We start from the raw sequence: 15,172 nt of genomic DNA on the forward strand, positions 1-15,172 counted from the left end.
GGACATCTTATTTTAGCAAGGAGGTGAAAAAAGAACTATGTACCTTCCAAAATGGAGCGGCTTGTACGTCCACGTCAAATGGTTTACCGAAGACCACGTTTGGAACCCGCAGCCCATGACCAAAGTCATCACGCCCGCTTTTCTGCTGTGGCTCGGGGTCACACTGGCCGCCCTGCTTATCTGTGTCCTCTTCAGCGAATCGTTGGAGCGGATCGGTCTTGTACACCGGGTTCATCAGTTTTTGAACGGATTAAAGCGCTATCACTTGCTTATTCTGCGCGTCGGTGTCGGTTTGGGTCTGCTGATGCAGCTTTTTACGGGCACGTATCTCGCGCCGAGTTTCGTATCGGACCATGTCTGGGTATACGCCGTGCTGATTCTGGCTATCGCCGGGCTTCTCCACCGCAGACTGCTGGTCGTGAGCGGTGCCGCTCTCGCTGTCCTGTATGGGTATTCCCTCGTTACATACGGGCTCTTCCACGGGCTTGATTATTTTTTCTACGCCGGCGTTATTTATTACCTGCTCGTCACCGAGAGCCGCTGGAAGCAATCGGCTACTCCCATTCTCTACCTATGCACGGGGCTGTCTCTCGCCTGGCTTTCCATGGAAAAAATGACACTGGCCAAGCTCGCCTGCTCGCTTATGCACGAGTACGGACTCCCTACGCTCGGCTTCACGGTTGAGGATTTCGTGCTGATCAGCGCGTTTATCGAAATGGGGCTCGCCTGGGCTTTTATCATGGGGATCATGAACCGCTTCACCGCTCTTCTGCTTACCGGCGTTTTTCTCATGACGACCACCTTTTTCGGGTTCAAAGAAATCGTGGGCCACACCATTATGCATACGATTCTTATTTTGTTCATTATCGAAGGGAGCGGTGCCGCCAAAACGTTATACCAGTTCCACCGTACACCCGTCATGCGCTGCTTGTTCGTTGCCGTTAACTTCTGCATCGTCGTGTTTGGTCTGATGGGCATTTATATCTGGCTGGGACAATTTAATCCACTCTAATTTTCGGAAAGAAGGAAACTGATAACAACTTCTCCCTCAACAAAAAAAAGGACGCAGGCTGATCAGTTGGAACAGCCCCGTCCTCTTTTACATGTCCGTTATCGGCCCCGGTTGGCACGCAGCCCCAGACTCTCCAGCTCCGCCAGGGCGTCTTTCGCGCTCCGCTGCGGATTTAGCGCCGCTATAAGCTCTTCCGTAACAGCCGCACCCGCGAATAGCCCGCGTACCGCTTCAAGATCGACCGGTTTCTCGTAGTAGGACACGGCCCATTCCGCATGTTCTTCCGGTGTATTCTTCAGATAGCCGAGCAGAAAATCGGACCCGTCGTCCTCCCCTTCGGCCTCCTGAAGATCTCCGGTCTTCCACGCCGAATCGCCGGCCTGCCGCCAGATGCAGAACGTAACGTCCTCCCGTTCGAACAGGTCGTTGTCCAGATAGGCCAACAGTCCGGCGGGTGCCGTCTCATACATGCCCGGCCATACGCCATACTCCTCGCGGGCATGCGGGCTGAGAGGCGACATGTGGTCAAAGCCCTTAATGATGACTCCCTCTTCCGCGAAAACCACGTACACGTCATCGCCCGCCCCGTTCTCGACGATCCCTAGAGCGGCGTCTGCCTTCCAGTCCGGCACGTACCGGTACACTCTCAGCCATTCTTCCCCGTTCATGATTACATCCAAAGCGGCCATATGCAGCAGCTGCCTTTTCAGCTCAGCCGGTTCCGGCAGCGGACGTTCCCAGTTTTTCATTCGTTCTCCCCCTGTCGGCAAGGTTTCCCCGGCTCCTCGCGAGAGCCTTTTTTATCCGAATCCTATTCCTCGTTCTCTGTGCGGTTCATCCTTATCGTACAAAAGTCTTCCTGCCTGTACAAGCCGTGAGGTCCCGTTGAGTTTATCCCCGTCCTATCTCACCTCAAACGCCACACTCCAGACCTCGCAATTAACGCTTGAAAAGCGTTACTCGGCAGCCGCCCGATGTTCCACCGAGTCCGCCTGAGCACGGAATACGCTCATTTTAATCAGGATCAGGAAGAACGCCAGGACAGCGAACATGATCCCGCTCCAGACAAGTTGATGTACACCGATCCGGGAAATAAACCAGCCTCCGGCCGCGCTTCCTATCGTAATCCCCAGATTCGAAAACGATACGAAAAGACTGTTCCCGAACTCGGGAGCTTCCCCCGATTCCTTCATCAGCCATGTCTGGCTGATAATGAGCCCGCCTGAGTGTACAATCCCCCACAAGACAATCATTCCGATCATCGGAACCAGGTACGACCCGAGCCAGTAGTTCATCAAATAAATGACGGCGTACAGAAACGGAAACAGCAGAACCGTCTTCGTTACGCTCTTCTGCAGCAGAACACCGAACAGAAAATTTCCCATAATCATAACGACACCGAACACCATCAGCATCGCGCTGATTAACGAACCTGTCATGCGGGTCACTTGGCCCAGATACTCCGCAAAGTAGCTGTACACCGAGAACATAGCCGCAAACAAGCACATAACGGCAGCAATATTCAGCCATAAGCCCGGTTTCCGTAAAATACCGAGCTGTTTGCCGTACGACATTCTTTCCTTAACCGGCATGGACGGCAGCCAGAAAAGGATGCCCATAAATGCGGCCCCGTTCACAAGGGCACCGAACAGAAACGCCGCTTCCAGCGAAAGCTGCTCCGCCAAATAAGAAGTGAGGGGAACGCCGAAAGCGAACCCGACCGTAATGCCGGCAAAAACTTTAGTCACCGCTTGGCCGCTCTTTTCCGGAGGAACGAGTTTGGCTGCAGTCACCAGCGCTACCGAGAAAAACACCGGGTGGAAGAACGCCGGGAGGATGCGGAACAGCAGCATCACGTTGTAGCTGGCCGTCATCATGTAAACGAGGTTGGAAATCGTGAAGACAAGGACGGAAAGAAGCAAAATCCGTTTGCGATTTATTCCCGAGGCAAGCAGTGTCAGGAACGGTCCAGACACAGCCACCACGAGGGCAAACAAGCTGACCAGCAGGCCGGATTGGGAGGCCGTTACCCCGAATTTCTCCGTAATTTGGGGCAGCACTCCGACCACACCTATTTCTGTCGTAATAATGCCGAAAACGCCCAAGGCGAGAATCACAATGAGCAGCGTATTTCTCTGTTTCATGCAGTAAACACTCCTGTCTGACTCGTATTTTGTATCTATGTGGAATGAGAAGTGAATTCTCCTGAATAAGGAGAATTCATACTTTTATTCATATATCTAAATATATAGATTTATTTGAGTAAAAAAAAGCGCTCCTTCCTACAGTTCATTCCGGATATAGTCGGCAAACTCCCGGATTGTTTTTTCATTGCGTCTGTAAAACGTCCACTTGCCTATCCGTTCCGATTCGACTAAACCTGCCTTCTGCATAGTGGCTAAATAGCTGGAAATTACCGATTGCGCGAGACCCGTCTTCCCCTGCATATCCGCTACGCAGACCCCAGTTTTGAATGCGATGCCGTGCTGGATATACGGCGCCGGGTCGAAATGCTCGGCAGGATTTTTGAGCCAGTCGAGAATTTGCCGCCTTGTTTCGTTGGCCAATGCTTTATAGATCAATAAAGGTTCCATGTTCCCTATTATATCTAGAATTATAGATTTGTAAACCATCTCTCCTTCCTAAGCCGCCAAAGAACCACTTTTCACCAACTCCGCGGCGGGCTATACTTAGGGAAAAAGCGGTAAAGGGGCAATCTACGTTGAAAAAAGCACTTGTGATCATCGACATGCAGGAAGTGTTCTACACGTTGCCGGAGAATCACCTGTACCGAAAAGACGAGCTGGCCGGCCGGATTAACGTCCTTATTGACAAAGCCCGCTCCGCCGCAGTTCCCGTCGTATTCATCCAGCACACCAGCTCCGATCCCGGCGATGAATTTTACCCGGACAACCCGGATTGGCAGCTTTATCATGGATTGGCGCGGCGTGAAGATGACACGGTCATCCGCAAAACGACGTGGGATGCTTTTCACGAAACGGAGCTGCCGGACTTTTTGCAAAAGCAAGGGGTCGAACAACTCGTGTTTGCGGGCGCCCAGACCGAATTTTGCCTGGATACCACCCTGCGTTCGGCTTACAGCCACGGATACAAGTGCAATCTAGTCGCAAAAGACTGCCACAGCACCCTGGACAGCTCCGTTCTGCCCGCATCCAAAATTATTGAGCATCATGAAAATATTTGGAACGGAAGGTTTGCTTCGCTGCAGCCTATGGAAGCCATCGCTTTTTAAGCGCCGGCAAAAAGCAAAAAACCGCCTGCAGATCAGCTTCGCGCTGGTCCGTCTCGGCGGTTTTGCTTTATTCGCCTGTGGCGGCGAACCGCCCCATGCGCTCCCCGATCTCGTCACGCACCCGCCGGAAAACAGCCCGCTTCATTCACGCCAGAATCCTTAGCCAGAAGTACAGGCCCAGCAGGGTAATGAACAACGTAGGAACGGTAAGAAGAATCCCCGTTTTAAAATAAGTGCCCCAGGAGATCTTCACTCCTTTGGAATTCAGGACATGAAGCCAGAGCAGCGTCGCCAGGGAACCGATAGGGGTAATTTTGGGTCCCAGGTCGGAGCCGATCACATTCGCATAGATCAACGCTTCTTTCGCGGCACCTGCCGCGCTGGTTGCGTCAATGGCGAGGGCGTCAATCATGACGGTAGGCAGGTTGTTCATGAGCGACGATATCAAAGCGGCAAGAAAACCCATCCCCATCGTCGCCGCGAACATCCCCCGGTCAGCCGCCGCCTGAATAACACCGGCCAGCAGATCCGTTAAGCCTGCATTGCGCAGCCCGTATACGACCACATACATCCCGACGGAAAAAAAGACGATCGCCCACGGAGCGCCCTTCACCACTTCCCGGACCGGAACGGTGGAGCTTTTACGCGCCATCAACAGGAAGAAACCGGCAATAACACCGGCGATAACCGACACGGGAATGTTCAGAAACCCGCTGACGAAATACCCGGCCAGCAGAACTCCCAGCACCACCCACGACAATCGGAACATGGCGGGATCTTTAAGCGCATCCGCCGGTTTTTTCACCTGCTCCGCGTCAAAATGCCGGGGAATACTTTTCCGGAAGAAAAGATACAGCACCAGAATGCTGGCAGCCAGCGAAAATAAATTCGGCACGATCATCCGCCCGGCGTATTCCATGAAACTGATCCCGAAAAAGTCTGCCGAAACGATATTCACCAGATTACTGACGACCAGCGGCAGCGACGTCGTGTCCGCAATAAAACCGCCTGCGATAATGAAAGGGAACACTTTCTTCTCGTCGAAACGAAGTGCCCGCACCATGGCCAGCACAATCGGAGTCAAAATCAACGCGGCTCCGTCATTGGCAAAAAACGCCGAGACAAACGCTCCGAGCACCGATACATATATAAACATGCGAAGACCGCTGCCTTTGGCCGCTTTGGCCATGTGCAGCGCCGCCCACTCAAAAAAGCCGATCCGGTCCAGAATCAGCGAGATCAGAATAATCGCCACGAATGTCAGCGTTGCGTTCCAGACGATATTCGTGACATCCCACACATCCTGAAAGGTGACCACACCCACAAGAAGAGCTGCCGCCGCTCCGCCGCAAGCCGACCAACCGATAGACAAATTTCGGGGCTGCCAAATAATCAGCGTCAACGTAATCAAAAAAATGAGACATGCCCACACTACAGTACTCACTGCTCCAACCTCCAATTTAACGCTTCGTTCACGGTTACCAATAACTATTCGTTATAAGAGCCCTGTAATCCGGAATATCCTATAACAATTTCAAGCCGACATTATTATATAACCATATACTTATATATAGAACCTCTTTTTCCTGATTTCAAACATACTTGCAACTTGCAATAATTTATTGTATAACAAATTCAGGAGGTGATTCCTTTGCAGGATGAACGGGAGCTTTTTCAAATGATGACCCGGCGTTTCGGGCTGCTGAACAAAAACTGCTGCACAGTCGGCGGATGCGATATTTCCCTCGTCCAAAGCCACATTCTTTATGAAATCGACCGCCGGCACAAGCCTTCCATGCAGCAGGTAGCCGAAATACTCGGAACCGACATCACAACATTCAGCCGGCAAGTGCAGTCTCTGATCAAAATGAAGCTCGTTCAGAAAACGCCCGATCCTGTCGACCGCCGTATCCACACGCTCTCTTTGACAACGGAAGGAAAGTTCGTCGCGACCGCGATCGATACCCAGATGAACGATTACCTCGAAGAAGTTTTTTCTTATATGAGTGAATTTGAAAAGGAGACGCTGATCCGCTCCATTAAGCTGTTTAACGACGCAATGGGGAAATCAAGCCGCTGCTGTGCCCCGGTTTCGGGGTAAGTTTTTCCAACAAATAGTTGCATTTTGCAAGTATACCAACAGACTATTCATTCATTAAGGAGTGATTATAATGACAAAAGAAAACCGCAACCACGATCTGATTCGTCACAATGTACGCAGCAAATACAAAGAAGTAGCCGTCAAATCCATCCCGTTGACCTCCTGCTGCTCTCCCGGTGCGCACGCGGAAAGCCAGGCAGAAAACCAGACGGAAAGCTGCTGCGATACCCCCGCCGATTTCGATGCCATCTCGGCCAGGCTGGGCTATTCCGGAGAGGAACTGACCGCCGTGCCCGAGGGTGCCAATCTGGGTCTGGGATGCGGCAATCCTCAAGCCATAGCGGCTCTGAAGCCCGGCGAAATCGTGCTGGATTTGGGCAGCGGCGGCGGATTCGACTGCTTCCTGGCCTCCCGACAGGTGGGTGCAGCCGGCCGAGTCATCGGAGTCGACATGACTCCCGAGATGGTCACCCGTGCGCGCCGCAACGCGGAGAAGGGCAATTTCTCCAACACCGGCTTCCGGCTCGGAGAAATTGAGCACTTGCCTGTCCGCGACAATTCTGTCGATGTGATTATCTCCAATTGTGTCATCAACCTCTCGCCGGATAAACAGCAGGTGTTCCATGAAGCTTTCCGCGTCCTTAAGCCGGGAGGCAGACTCGCCATTTCCGATATTGTCACCACGGCCGAGCTTCCGGAGGAGATCAGAAACGACATAAACGATCTCTACTCCGGCTGTATTTCCGGCGCTTCTTCCATCGCCGATTTGGAGCGTCTGCTGCAAAACAGCGGCTTTACCAGTATTTCAATCGAGCCGAAAGATCAGTCCAAAGCTTTTATTAAAGACTGGGTTCCAGGCGCGGCGATTGACCGGTACATTGTCTCGGCGGTCATCCAGGCCGTTAAGCCTTCAGGCGCTGACAGTTGACAACCGGAATGCTTCAGCGTCTCTCCATACGGCGGATGCTGCAAGAATCGGATGTTCCTCATAAACCAATGGCATCGTACTCAGGCATCCTGCTGAGCCCAGCACTATGCCTGCCTGTACTTGCCCCGAAAGCTGCCTACCACCGGATCCGCCGGATCAGATCGAGAACCTTCTGCCGGTCCTCCGGTTCCACCGGCCACTGCATGATCTCTCCGGCAACCCGCTCCAGGCTCGTGTAGCCTTTGGCCAGTCCGTTCAGCCGCGCCGCCAAAGTCGAATTCACCAGCTCGCGGTGAGAAGGATACAATGTGCCGAGCTTGTCGACGGCATCGGGAAATCTTTTCAAATAATATTTCTGGTGCCGTTCTTCAGCCGGATAAAAAACCGAGTAGGGAGCCGCTTCCGTCTCTGTCTCCGTGCTTCCCTGCTTCTTGCGCCGGGAAATCACCGCTTGTACGGCCTCCTGCTGCTCCCTGTTATGATACAAAATCAGCGACAAATACTGCCGCCCTTTATACCCGTTAATGTTGACGGGATTGTGGTTGTCCCAAAACACGTCCAGAATATCCTCAAACGTAATCACCGCCGGATCAAACTCCAGCTCTACCGTCTCCGAATGGTCTCCCATTTCGCGATAAGTCGGCTGTTCGGTCCTTCCTCCGGCATAACCTGTCCTGGTGCGGATTACACCGGGCAAATGGCCGAACAAGGCATCCGGGCTCCAAAAACAGCCCATCCCGAGCGTTGCCGTTTGCAGATTGTTTTGCGGAAGCGTAAGCTCCGCCGTTTCCTTTCCGGCATGACAATCGTCCATTCAATCCGGCCTCCTCCATATGAATAAGCCTATCCGGGCTATTGTTCCCCACCCGCAGGTGCAACTAATAAAAAAACACCTATCCAGGTGTTTTTTACCGCTCCAACAGCTCGTCTATTTCCTTTTTCAATAAAAGGTACCTATGAACGCTTCTCATGATCGGCACCTTGGTCAGCGTGCTTTTATCTACATAAGTCTTCATCTGATCTTTGGACAGCCCCAGTAAATTTCCCGCTTCCGTAACCGTCAAAACAACCTCGTTACTCGTCGCATTGAACGTCTTTTTTACCTTTTGATTCCAATCCTGGAATGCTTGCATAGGGACGGCAACCTTCCTAATCTTAGCCAGTACATTTCTTGACTGATTGTATAAGTATACCACAAGAAAGGAGGTTTACCTAAGCTCATCGGAATTTGGCAAAGCCTATTTTTACCTCTAGCTAGGCACCGTTTATGACAGAAGCCCATACAATACCAAGGTCAAATACCTACACCATTAGACAGGGAGGCAGCACATATGAGTTTTCACGGAGGCTTCGGAGGTTTTGGACCCGGTGGTTTCGGGCACGGCGGCTTTGGGCACGGAGGTTTTGGAGGCCCGTTCGGGTTTGGAAGTCCGTTCGGATTTGGAGGATTTGGAACTCCGTTTGGGTTCGGGGGTTTTGGCACTCCGTTTGGGTTTGGAGGCTTTGGAACCCCCTTCTTTAGTCCTTTCTTTTTCCGCGAAAATAATCAAGGAACAGCTAACCCGTATTTCCCTGGACAATCAACCCTACCTTACACAGGAGCTTCTCACTACACATACCCCGGTCAGCAAACGGCACCTCAATTTTACACCGATCAACTATGACCGCTTTGTGAAGAAAACAAAAAGAGGAGCTGCCGCCGCAGCTCCTCTACTCATTTAACCGGCCAATTTCAGCCCGCCGACAGAGAATATAATGCCAAGAATACAACCGATCCGCATCCAGCCTCCCGGTTCCTTGAAAAATAACATCCCCACTACGGCGGCCCCGACCGTTCCGATTCCCGTCCATACCGCGTAAGCCGTCGCCAGAGGGATCGTTTCCATCGCCCGGACAAGCAGTTGGAAGCTTACGAGAAATCCCCCGATAAGGATAATGTTGTTGGTGACATTGTTATTTTGGGCGACCCGTTTGATCCCGATCACCCCGATCACTTCCAGCAATCCCGCCGAAACGAGCAGCAGCCAATCCATCACGCCTCACTTCCTTTACCCGACAGTTTCAAACCGACGATACACGCCAGCAGAAGAAGTATAAAAAAAATCCGTACCATGCTGACAGCCCCTCCGGACATGACGATTTCCACAATCGTAGTCCCGAGCGTCCCCATACCTGCAAACACGGCATACACCGTCCCCACCGGTAAAACCTTGGTTGCTTTAATGATTAAATCGAAGCTCGTCAACAGGGCGATGAGAACGACAATACCGGGTACATTTTCATATTTGAATCCGCTTGCCCACACAATCTCCAGCAGTCCCCCCAGAATCACATAGGTCCATGCTCTGGCCTCACTCATCCGTACTTCCGATTTGACTCCCATTCTACGACTGCCCCTCCTCCAAATGCTGTAAATACCAATCGACAATCCGGTCGATATAATCCATCACGTCGGCTTCCATTCCGTACACCTTCGCTTCTTCTCCTTCATCGGGACGGATTAATGTCCAATATTTCTCGATGAGCTGCTCATCCTGCTGAAACCAATCCATCGAAATTTCTACGATCCGAGCCGCAAGCTTTTGAGAAACAGCCGAAGACGGCGGCTCATGCAGATTTCCCTTGACCTCCCGGATCAATTTTGCCCACGCCATATTCCGAGGATCGTCTGCACTCAGGTCCGGCAAGCTTTTGATGATTCTAATTTCCTTATCCGTAAAATGTTGAGTCAGGAACATTTCCCTGCCCTCGGACGGAGCGTTTAGAGACCGGATGAATAGAAAAATGTCCTCCGACTCGACATCTCCCTTCATCTCGAACGCGTGCCGTGTGATCTGAAGCAGCTTTTCCATCTCATCCAGCCGCCTTCTCTCTTCCGCAATTGCGGCCAGTTCAAAATCCAGATAAGCTCTCCAATTAATCTCGCTTGTCTCTTCCTCGGAAGAGAGCATTTTTTTGATCGAGGCCAGCGTAAAACCCAGCTCCTTCATCGCCGCGATATGCTGGAGCAGCTTAATTTCCCTGCCGGAGTAGTACCGGTAGCCCGAATCCGCTACCTTGGCCGGCTTCAGCAGCCCGATTTCATCGTAATATCTCAGCGTTCTTATCGATATGTTCGTCTTCTTGGACAACTGTCCGATACTGTACATCTAAGTCCCTCCTTACCCCATAATTATACAGTCTCCAGTATAGGAGAGAGTCAAGAGTATATTTCATACCTATACAGCCTCTATGTTGAAAAAACTGAACAACAAAAAGGCCCCAGCTTCTCTGCCGGGACCTTCCGGGTTGTCTCGCGTCGTCTTATGATTGAACCGTACGCCCGGTTTCATTGAAGTTCAGACGTTCCAACCGATCAATGAGCTGCCGCAGGCTTGTTTGGTCCTTGCCGTAGGACCTGACATCCTCTCCCAGCATTTTTTCGGCTTGTTCTCTTGTGAGCGTAAAGCTGTACGCCGGGCCATCATTCGGACCCGTAGGGTCCGCAATCGAATAGGTGATCCAATCGACGTTATCAATCAGACTTAACAGCAGAATGGAATTCCGGTAAAAAGCTTCTCCGCTGACTGCTCCGTCTTTTAACACAACCGTATCGTCGTTCACGACATAATAGACCGTAACTCCGTAAGGCTGCGCCTTCGTTTGAAGCTCAATGCCCCTGCCTTCCAAGCCGCTTGGCCTGGGCATTCCGCCGATGAGGCCGCCTACTTTTATATGGTTGCCGACATAGAGCGTTTTGTTCCCCATAAGCTTTTCCATATCATACCCGGAATAGAGCGGCTGCGAGGATAGCTGGGACGAATGCGATAAAGGCTTGGGCTTGGGATCGGCCGAACAACCTAGTACCAAGGCTGCAATAACAAGCATGGAGCCTGCGGCTATCCAAGAGGAGGGCTGACGATAGGCGAGAATATTTTTAATCCTTGCCTTAATATTCCCCTCTCCAAAAGCAAGCGGACTGCCGGTCCGTAACCCGCTCCTCCTTACCGCAAGTGAAAGCAAGGTCGTAGAGTAGCTTCCTTTAATCTGGTCGCCCATCTTGTCCACGACACACTCATCACAGGACATCTCCATGTCCTTGCTCATGAGCGCATAAGACAGCCACATAAGAGGGTTAAACCAATGGACAGTCAGAATCACGAACGCCAGAGGTTTTATCCAATAATCCCGTCTCCGGATATGTGTCTCTTCATGCAGTAAAATATACGACAACTCTTGCTCACTAAGACCGGTCGGAATGTATATTCTCGGCTTCAGAAAACCGCATACAAACGGTGTGGTGATCCGGTCCGTCTCAAATAGCCGATCCTTGACGAGAGTTGCCGTTCGAATTCTTGCTCGTATTCTCAAATAAGACAGGACACTGTAAAAAAGGAGAACGACCGTGCCCGTTACCCAGATTATACTTGCAAGCCACAGGATGATTTGCATGGGATTTACGCTTGACGTTGGCGCGGCAACCGGGAGAGTCGAGTTAATAAAATGGCTTATTCCGCTTATTCCGGCATCCACCACAGGATTTTTTTGCATCCCCATATTCTGCGGCACAAACTCCATGAAACCTGTTCCGGACCTGCCTTGGGGCTGTACCAGCCGTAACAGGCTAAAGCTTGAAGTGAAACTAACGGGAATGACCAGTCTTACGGCTACGGCCAGCCATAATAGATAAGAAAATATCTTAGGAGCTCGTTTCAAAAAAAATCTCGTGATAATAACCGCAATTGCGACATAGCTGGCCGTAATGCTCATATTAAGGATAGTAAGGAACAGGCTCGTCATCGGGTTGCCTCCTCAATAATCCGCTTCAGCTCCTCAGCCTCCTTCTCCGACAGTTTCTTTTCACCCAGAAAAGCGGTTAAAAACTGCGGTAAAGATCCGTTGAAGGCTTTATCCACAACCGTCCGGCTTTCGTATTTCTGCGCGTCGGTTTTCTTAATGATTGCGGTGACCGTCGCTCCCTCGTTTTTGAGGATTCCCCGCTCACAAAGCTTTCTTAACACGGTATAGGTTGTGGACTTCTTCCAACCAAGTTTTGTTTGGCTTAGCTTTACGAGATCGGTAGAATTGACCGGTTCATGATCCCAAACCAGGCATGCGAATTTGTATTCGGCATCGAACAATTTGTACGGTTCCAATCGGATCGCCCCCTCGCGGGTTTATTGTGATAAACCTTAATGTAATGAGTTTATTGCAGTAAACCTCTGTTGTCAAGAGTTGGATCGGCAAAAAGACCCAGCCAATCGGCCGGGTCTCTTGTATGTATGGGGCGGCTCGTAAAGTGTAAATTCAAAATCCGTCGCCGCGTAAGGTTTGAAATATTCTGGGATAGCGCAGCTAAACCCTCGCGCCTACAGTCAATTCTTTAGAATTGATCACTAACCCCGCAGCCTGGATGAAATCAAAACCTAGTATTCCGTCAATTTCCAACCCGTAATTCATTTCTCCTATCTCTACTTCAAAAACTTCCAAAGAAACCTCGCCTGTCCTCACGAAGTCAAAATATTTAGAGTAAACGACTTCTACTCCCCCTACACCCCTTATCTTATTCAGAACATCCTCAGGCTCAACCTTAACTCCGATCGCATCTACTACATCTGCACTGAAAATTGTTCCCGCCGAACCAGTATCGAGCAAAACGTGCTTCAAATGAAGTTGTTCGTCCCGATAACAAATCACAACTTCTATAAATGGTAACCCGTACTTTACCTCAATATTCATCTGGGCCCTCTAACCCCCGCCCACTTCTCGCGAAGCTTCAGCTCTTCACGAGATGTGTGAAAGAACCCATACTCCCGGTAAGGCTGTTCCCGATGCAATTCGTAATAGCGCTTCATTGCCACTGCGGAATCATCAAATCGATCAATAAGTGCCACTTCATCAATGAGCCAGTAGCCGTCTTCTGAATGAGACTTCAAAGCCTCACAGACCACCCACTCGTCTGGAAATTGCTCTCTAACCTCTTCCCAACGCATCTTCGTCACCTCTGAAAGTTAGTACTTTTTTACTTTAAGTATAGCACACAAAATGCTTTGCTCCTCTCAATTACTAATAACCATTCATGTATAACTCAACCTTATTTTGAATGTTCTCGATAATATGCTGTATTTGTGAAACCGAGACTCCGAGGTGCCTAGATATCTTAATCAAATCGCGATCTTCTATTAAATGGAGGACAACTCGCTTCTCTATTATTGACAAATTCTCTATAAAATAATTCACTTCAAAAATAGTTTCATCGTGAGAGTTTGAACCTAAGAAGTTAGACAAGGCGGAGAAGGTACTATTGTTGTTGAACAACGGGGCGTCTAGAGAGAGCAAAGACTCCAACTTCCTTGCCTTCCATGCCTCTTTATTTTTGTCCCTCATAGTGAATTTCAGTTGTAAAAGCATGTATTCTTCAAAACATCCATACTGCACCTTATATGTACGTATTGCATGGATTAGGGCAAGTGCACCTTCTGCAATTCGGTCCTCTAGCTCCAGGCCTTTATAGGAGTCTTTACATTCCTGTGTGACAAGAGATATATAATGTCTCACAACATCATCTTCAGTAATTTTTTCCATTGCCTTATTTCTTCTTTGGAAGCATAGCTTTAAGTCCATTTGTTCTTGGTTTTTTAGGAGTCGCTCTTGGAGTTGTTGGTGCAGGGGTAGAGGGGATTAACGTGGCTAACCATAGTTCATCTATTTTTTCAACTGAATATCTTGCGGGCAAACGAACTCCGCGTTCCTCCATGCAATGAACCAAGTACTCATCCCTGACTACTCCATTCTTCGGAATGCGATAACCCTCTTCAGGAAAGCCTATCAGTCCCAGCATGGTACCGTCTGAATTGATCCCAATTTTAATTTTTTGCGGGATACTTTCACAGAGACTTTTATTAAAAGTAATCATTTTCTCTTTTGATATTGTTATAGATAAAACCGGCTTGGGGGGACGTGGTAAAAACCATTCAAATTGTGGTAAATCCATCTTAATCTTATTTTCAGATCCATCGACCATGAACATAGCCTCCTATAGAAAATTTTGGTTTTTATGATCTGATATTACCTTTATAGTTATCTTTAGTCAATACATATAAACATAGAATTTAGTTGATATAATAGACCGTCTACATTATGCTTGAGTTGTCGGATGGATGATATTTATCTTTCTGGGGATTGAAACTATGTCTATATTTATTCGGAAACAGGTCAAAAAAGCTACCTCGAAAACGTAACTCTCTGTTCGAAGTAGCTTTTTGATTAATTGGTATACCATTAACTAGAGAACCGATATGGCTCCTATTTCTGTTCGATATCAGCAAACTTCATGTTATGCTCACGCCTCCATCCCCTCATAACGAAAAATCGGTCACGCCCTTCTTGTAAGCATATTTCAGGGTGTAGGCGTCTCCGTTCTCATAGGGCATAGCTGCAATTTTAATGCGAGTATAATCCAGCCTGTATTCTCTTAAAACTCTTTTGATCAAAGCAATACCGCGTGCTTCATCCGTAACGACGCAAAATATGTTAAGAGCATACGCAGTCGGGTCGGAAACGCATTTTCCCATATCAAACCCGTCCACATAGCCCAGCTCGGCATCCGATAAAAAAATCCCCAAATACTCCATCACTTTGTCTTTTAACCAGTGGTCGCGCTGGCTGCCTTTTACGCTTTTTAGGGGAAACTGCACGACTAGCCAACTTTTTTCATTCATCTAAGTCACCGCCTAAACGCTAAGTTATTTTCCCCGGCTTGCGGGGAACGAAGAGTTTACCCGTTCGAAGATATTTCTATATATTAACAAGTCTTATAGTCAAGTTTACATGCAAGCTATATCCAATGCGACCTATTTTTGAGTTTAAAAGATTGTGATCCCGCGCGCTTACCTCCCT

At 49.5% G+C, this 15,172-nt stretch carries 21 protein-coding genes; 5 read left to right on the forward strand and 16 right to left on the reverse strand.

What is annotated here, in order from left to right:
• The first annotated feature begins 37 nt into the window (after positions 1–37).
• The gene (locus tag AC2TF6_RS26650) at positions 38–1,012 is read left to right on the forward strand and encodes a hypothetical protein (RefSeq protein ID WP_491309240.1); all 975 of its coding nucleotides are present in this window, start codon (positions 38–40) and stop codon (positions 1,010–1,012) included.
• Between the two features lie 98 nt (positions 1,013–1,110).
• Here the strand turns inward: AC2TF6_RS26650 and AC2TF6_RS26655 are convergent, their stop codons facing one another.
• From AC2TF6_RS26655 to AC2TF6_RS26665, 3 genes are all read right to left on the reverse strand, one after another.
• On the reverse strand, positions 1,111–1,761 hold the full coding sequence (locus tag AC2TF6_RS26655) for a hypothetical protein (protein ID WP_491309241.1): 651 nt from the start codon (positions 1,759–1,761) through the stop codon (positions 1,111–1,113).
• A 207-nt stretch (positions 1,762–1,968) separates the two neighbouring features.
• Positions 1,969–3,156, reverse strand: a complete 1,188-nt coding sequence (locus AC2TF6_RS26660; protein ID WP_491309242.1) for an MFS transporter — start codon at positions 3,154–3,156, stop codon at positions 1,969–1,971.
• Positions 3,157–3,294: 138 nt separating this feature from the next.
• Positions 3,295–3,606 carry an ArsR/SmtB family transcription factor gene (locus tag AC2TF6_RS26665; RefSeq protein WP_491309243.1) on the reverse strand — a complete coding sequence of 104 codons (312 nt, stop codon included), beginning with the start codon at positions 3,604–3,606 and terminating at the stop codon, positions 3,295–3,297.
• A 128-nt stretch (positions 3,607–3,734) separates the two neighbouring features.
• Here AC2TF6_RS26665 and AC2TF6_RS26670 point away from each other — a divergent pair, with 128 nt between their 5' ends.
• Positions 3,735–4,265 (forward strand): cysteine hydrolase family protein, encoded by a 531-nt coding sequence (locus tag AC2TF6_RS26670; RefSeq protein ID WP_491309244.1) that lies wholly within the window; start codon positions 3,735–3,737, stop codon positions 4,263–4,265.
• A 145-nt stretch (positions 4,266–4,410) separates the two neighbouring features.
• Here AC2TF6_RS26670 and AC2TF6_RS26675 read toward each other — a convergent pair whose 3' ends face one another.
• Positions 4,411–5,709 carry an arsenic transporter gene (locus tag AC2TF6_RS26675; protein ID WP_491309245.1) on the reverse strand — a complete coding sequence of 433 codons (1,299 nt, stop codon included), beginning with the start codon at positions 5,707–5,709 and terminating at the stop codon, positions 4,411–4,413.
• A 207-nt stretch (positions 5,710–5,916) separates the two neighbouring features.
• Here AC2TF6_RS26675 and AC2TF6_RS26680 point away from each other — a divergent pair, with 207 nt between their 5' ends.
• Both AC2TF6_RS26680 and AC2TF6_RS26685 read left to right on the forward strand, forming a co-directional pair.
• Complete coding sequence (locus AC2TF6_RS26680) at positions 5,917–6,366, forward strand: MarR family winged helix-turn-helix transcriptional regulator (protein WP_491309246.1); 450 nt, start codon at positions 5,917–5,919, stop codon at positions 6,364–6,366.
• A gap of 70 nt (positions 6,367–6,436) precedes the next feature.
• Positions 6,437–7,294 (forward strand): arsenite methyltransferase, encoded by an 858-nt coding sequence (locus tag AC2TF6_RS26685; protein ID WP_491309247.1) that lies wholly within the window; start codon positions 6,437–6,439, stop codon positions 7,292–7,294.
• Between the two features lie 136 nt (positions 7,295–7,430).
• On the opposite strand, the gene msrA is transcribed toward AC2TF6_RS26685, so the two are convergent.
• Positions 7,431–8,108 (reverse strand): peptide-methionine (S)-S-oxide reductase MsrA, encoded by a 678-nt coding sequence (gene msrA / locus AC2TF6_RS26690; protein ID WP_491309248.1) that lies wholly within the window; start codon positions 8,106–8,108, stop codon positions 7,431–7,433.
• 94 nt (positions 8,109–8,202) lie between these two features.
• On the reverse strand, positions 8,203–8,427 hold the full coding sequence (locus AC2TF6_RS26695) for a MerR family transcriptional regulator (protein WP_009672945.1): 225 nt from the start codon (positions 8,425–8,427) through the stop codon (positions 8,203–8,205).
• Positions 8,428–8,716: 289 nt separating this feature from the next.
• On the opposite strand from AC2TF6_RS26695, the gene AC2TF6_RS26700 reads away from it, so the two are divergent.
• On the forward strand, positions 8,717–9,016 hold the full coding sequence (locus tag AC2TF6_RS26700) for a hypothetical protein (RefSeq protein ID WP_491309249.1): 300 nt from the start codon (positions 8,717–8,719) through the stop codon (positions 9,014–9,016).
• On the opposite strand, the gene AC2TF6_RS26705 is transcribed toward AC2TF6_RS26700, so the two are convergent.
• The 10 genes from AC2TF6_RS26705 to AC2TF6_RS26750 all read right to left on the reverse strand — a co-directional run bounded on the left by AC2TF6_RS26705 (position 9,013) and on the right by AC2TF6_RS26750 (position 14,994).
• Positions 9,013–9,327: a DMT family transporter gene (locus AC2TF6_RS26705; protein ID WP_491309250.1), complete on the reverse strand. Its 315-nt coding sequence runs from the start codon at positions 9,325–9,327 to the stop codon at positions 9,013–9,015. The two genes, AC2TF6_RS26700 and AC2TF6_RS26705, sit on opposite strands and share 4 nt — an antisense overlap.
• Complete coding sequence (locus AC2TF6_RS26710; RefSeq protein WP_491309251.1) at positions 9,327–9,677, reverse strand: DMT family transporter; 351 nt, start codon at positions 9,675–9,677, stop codon at positions 9,327–9,329. Before AC2TF6_RS26710 ends, AC2TF6_RS26705 begins: the two co-directional genes overlap by 1 nt.
• Position 9,678: 1 nt before the next feature.
• A complete protein-coding gene (locus tag AC2TF6_RS26715) occupies positions 9,679–10,443 on the reverse strand; it encodes a MerR family transcriptional regulator (RefSeq protein WP_491309252.1) in 765 nt (254 codons plus the stop codon).
• A gap of 154 nt (positions 10,444–10,597) precedes the next feature.
• Positions 10,598–12,073 (reverse strand): M56 family metallopeptidase, encoded by a 1,476-nt coding sequence (locus AC2TF6_RS26720; RefSeq protein ID WP_491309253.1) that lies wholly within the window; start codon positions 12,071–12,073, stop codon positions 10,598–10,600.
• Positions 12,070–12,429, reverse strand: coding sequence for a BlaI/MecI/CopY family transcriptional regulator (locus tag AC2TF6_RS26725; protein WP_009676362.1), 360 nt, complete (start codon positions 12,427–12,429; stop codon positions 12,070–12,072). The genes AC2TF6_RS26720 and AC2TF6_RS26725 overlap by 4 nt, the downstream gene beginning before the upstream one ends.
• A gap of 199 nt (positions 12,430–12,628) precedes the next feature.
• A complete protein-coding gene (locus AC2TF6_RS26730; RefSeq protein ID WP_491309254.1) occupies positions 12,629–13,012 on the reverse strand; it encodes a retropepsin-like aspartic protease in 384 nt (127 codons plus the stop codon).
• Positions 13,009–13,209, reverse strand: coding sequence for a hypothetical protein (locus tag AC2TF6_RS26735; RefSeq protein WP_491309255.1), 201 nt, complete (start codon positions 13,207–13,209; stop codon positions 13,009–13,011). Before AC2TF6_RS26735 ends, AC2TF6_RS26730 begins: the two co-directional genes overlap by 4 nt.
• Positions 13,210–13,339: 130 nt before the next feature.
• Entirely contained in the window at positions 13,340–13,858 is a 519-nt protein-coding gene (locus tag AC2TF6_RS26740) for a sigma-70 RNA polymerase sigma factor region 4 domain-containing protein (protein WP_491309256.1), read from the reverse strand.
• Positions 13,859–13,862: 4 nt separating this feature from the next.
• Positions 13,863–14,297 (reverse strand): hypothetical protein, encoded by a 435-nt coding sequence (locus tag AC2TF6_RS26745; protein ID WP_491309257.1) that lies wholly within the window; start codon positions 14,295–14,297, stop codon positions 13,863–13,865.
• A gap of 334 nt (positions 14,298–14,631) precedes the next feature.
• Positions 14,632–14,994 carry a hypothetical protein gene (locus AC2TF6_RS26750; protein ID WP_491309258.1) on the reverse strand — a complete coding sequence of 121 codons (363 nt, stop codon included), beginning with the start codon at positions 14,992–14,994 and terminating at the stop codon, positions 14,632–14,634.
• Between the last annotated feature and the right edge of the window lie 178 nt (positions 14,995–15,172).

The sequence above is a fragment of the Paenibacillus sp. JNUCC 35 genome, assembly GCF_058269095.1.

Excerpts from the sequence above, each read along its gene's own strand:
- AC2TF6_RS26740 (WP_491309256.1), bottom strand. The coding sequence starts at position 13,858 with ATGGAAAAAATTACTGAAGATGATGTTGTGAGACATTATATATCTCTT.
- AC2TF6_RS26715 (WP_491309252.1), bottom strand. The coding sequence starts at position 10,443 with ATGTACAGTATCGGACAGTTGTCCAAGAAGACGAACATATCGATAAGA.
- AC2TF6_RS26745 (WP_491309257.1), bottom strand. The coding sequence starts at position 14,297 with ATGGTCGATGGATCTGAAAATAAGATTAAGATGGATTTACCACAATTT.
- AC2TF6_RS26685 (WP_491309247.1), top strand. The coding sequence starts at position 6,437 with ATGACAAAAGAAAACCGCAACCACGATCTGATTCGTCACAATGTACGC.
- AC2TF6_RS26720 (WP_491309253.1), bottom strand. The coding sequence starts at position 12,073 with ATGACGAGCCTGTTCCTTACTATCCTTAATATGAGCATTACGGCCAGC.
- AC2TF6_RS26710 (WP_491309251.1), bottom strand. The coding sequence starts at position 9,677 with ATGGGAGTCAAATCGGAAGTACGGATGAGTGAGGCCAGAGCATGGACC.
- AC2TF6_RS26730 (WP_491309254.1), bottom strand. The coding sequence starts at position 13,012 with ATGAATATTGAGGTAAAGTACGGGTTACCATTTATAGAAGTTGTGATT.
- AC2TF6_RS26660 (WP_491309242.1), bottom strand. The coding sequence starts at position 3,156 with ATGAAACAGAGAAATACGCTGCTCATTGTGATTCTCGCCTTGGGCGTT.
- AC2TF6_RS26650 (WP_491309240.1), top strand. The coding sequence starts at position 38 with ATGTACCTTCCAAAATGGAGCGGCTTGTACGTCCACGTCAAATGGTTT.
- msrA (WP_491309248.1), bottom strand. The coding sequence starts at position 8,108 with ATGGACGATTGTCATGCCGGAAAGGAAACGGCGGAGCTTACGCTTCCG.
- AC2TF6_RS26705 (WP_491309250.1), bottom strand. The coding sequence starts at position 9,327 with ATGGATTGGCTGCTGCTCGTTTCGGCGGGATTGCTGGAAGTGATCGGG.
- AC2TF6_RS26750 (WP_491309258.1), bottom strand. The coding sequence starts at position 14,994 with ATGAATGAAAAAAGTTGGCTAGTCGTGCAGTTTCCCCTAAAAAGCGTA.
- AC2TF6_RS26665 (WP_491309243.1), bottom strand. The coding sequence starts at position 3,606 with ATGGAACCTTTATTGATCTATAAAGCATTGGCCAACGAAACAAGGCGG.
- AC2TF6_RS26655 (WP_491309241.1), bottom strand. The coding sequence starts at position 1,761 with ATGAAAAACTGGGAACGTCCGCTGCCGGAACCGGCTGAGCTGAAAAGG.
- AC2TF6_RS26695 (WP_009672945.1), bottom strand. The coding sequence starts at position 8,427 with ATGCAAGCATTCCAGGATTGGAATCAAAAGGTAAAAAAGACGTTCAAT.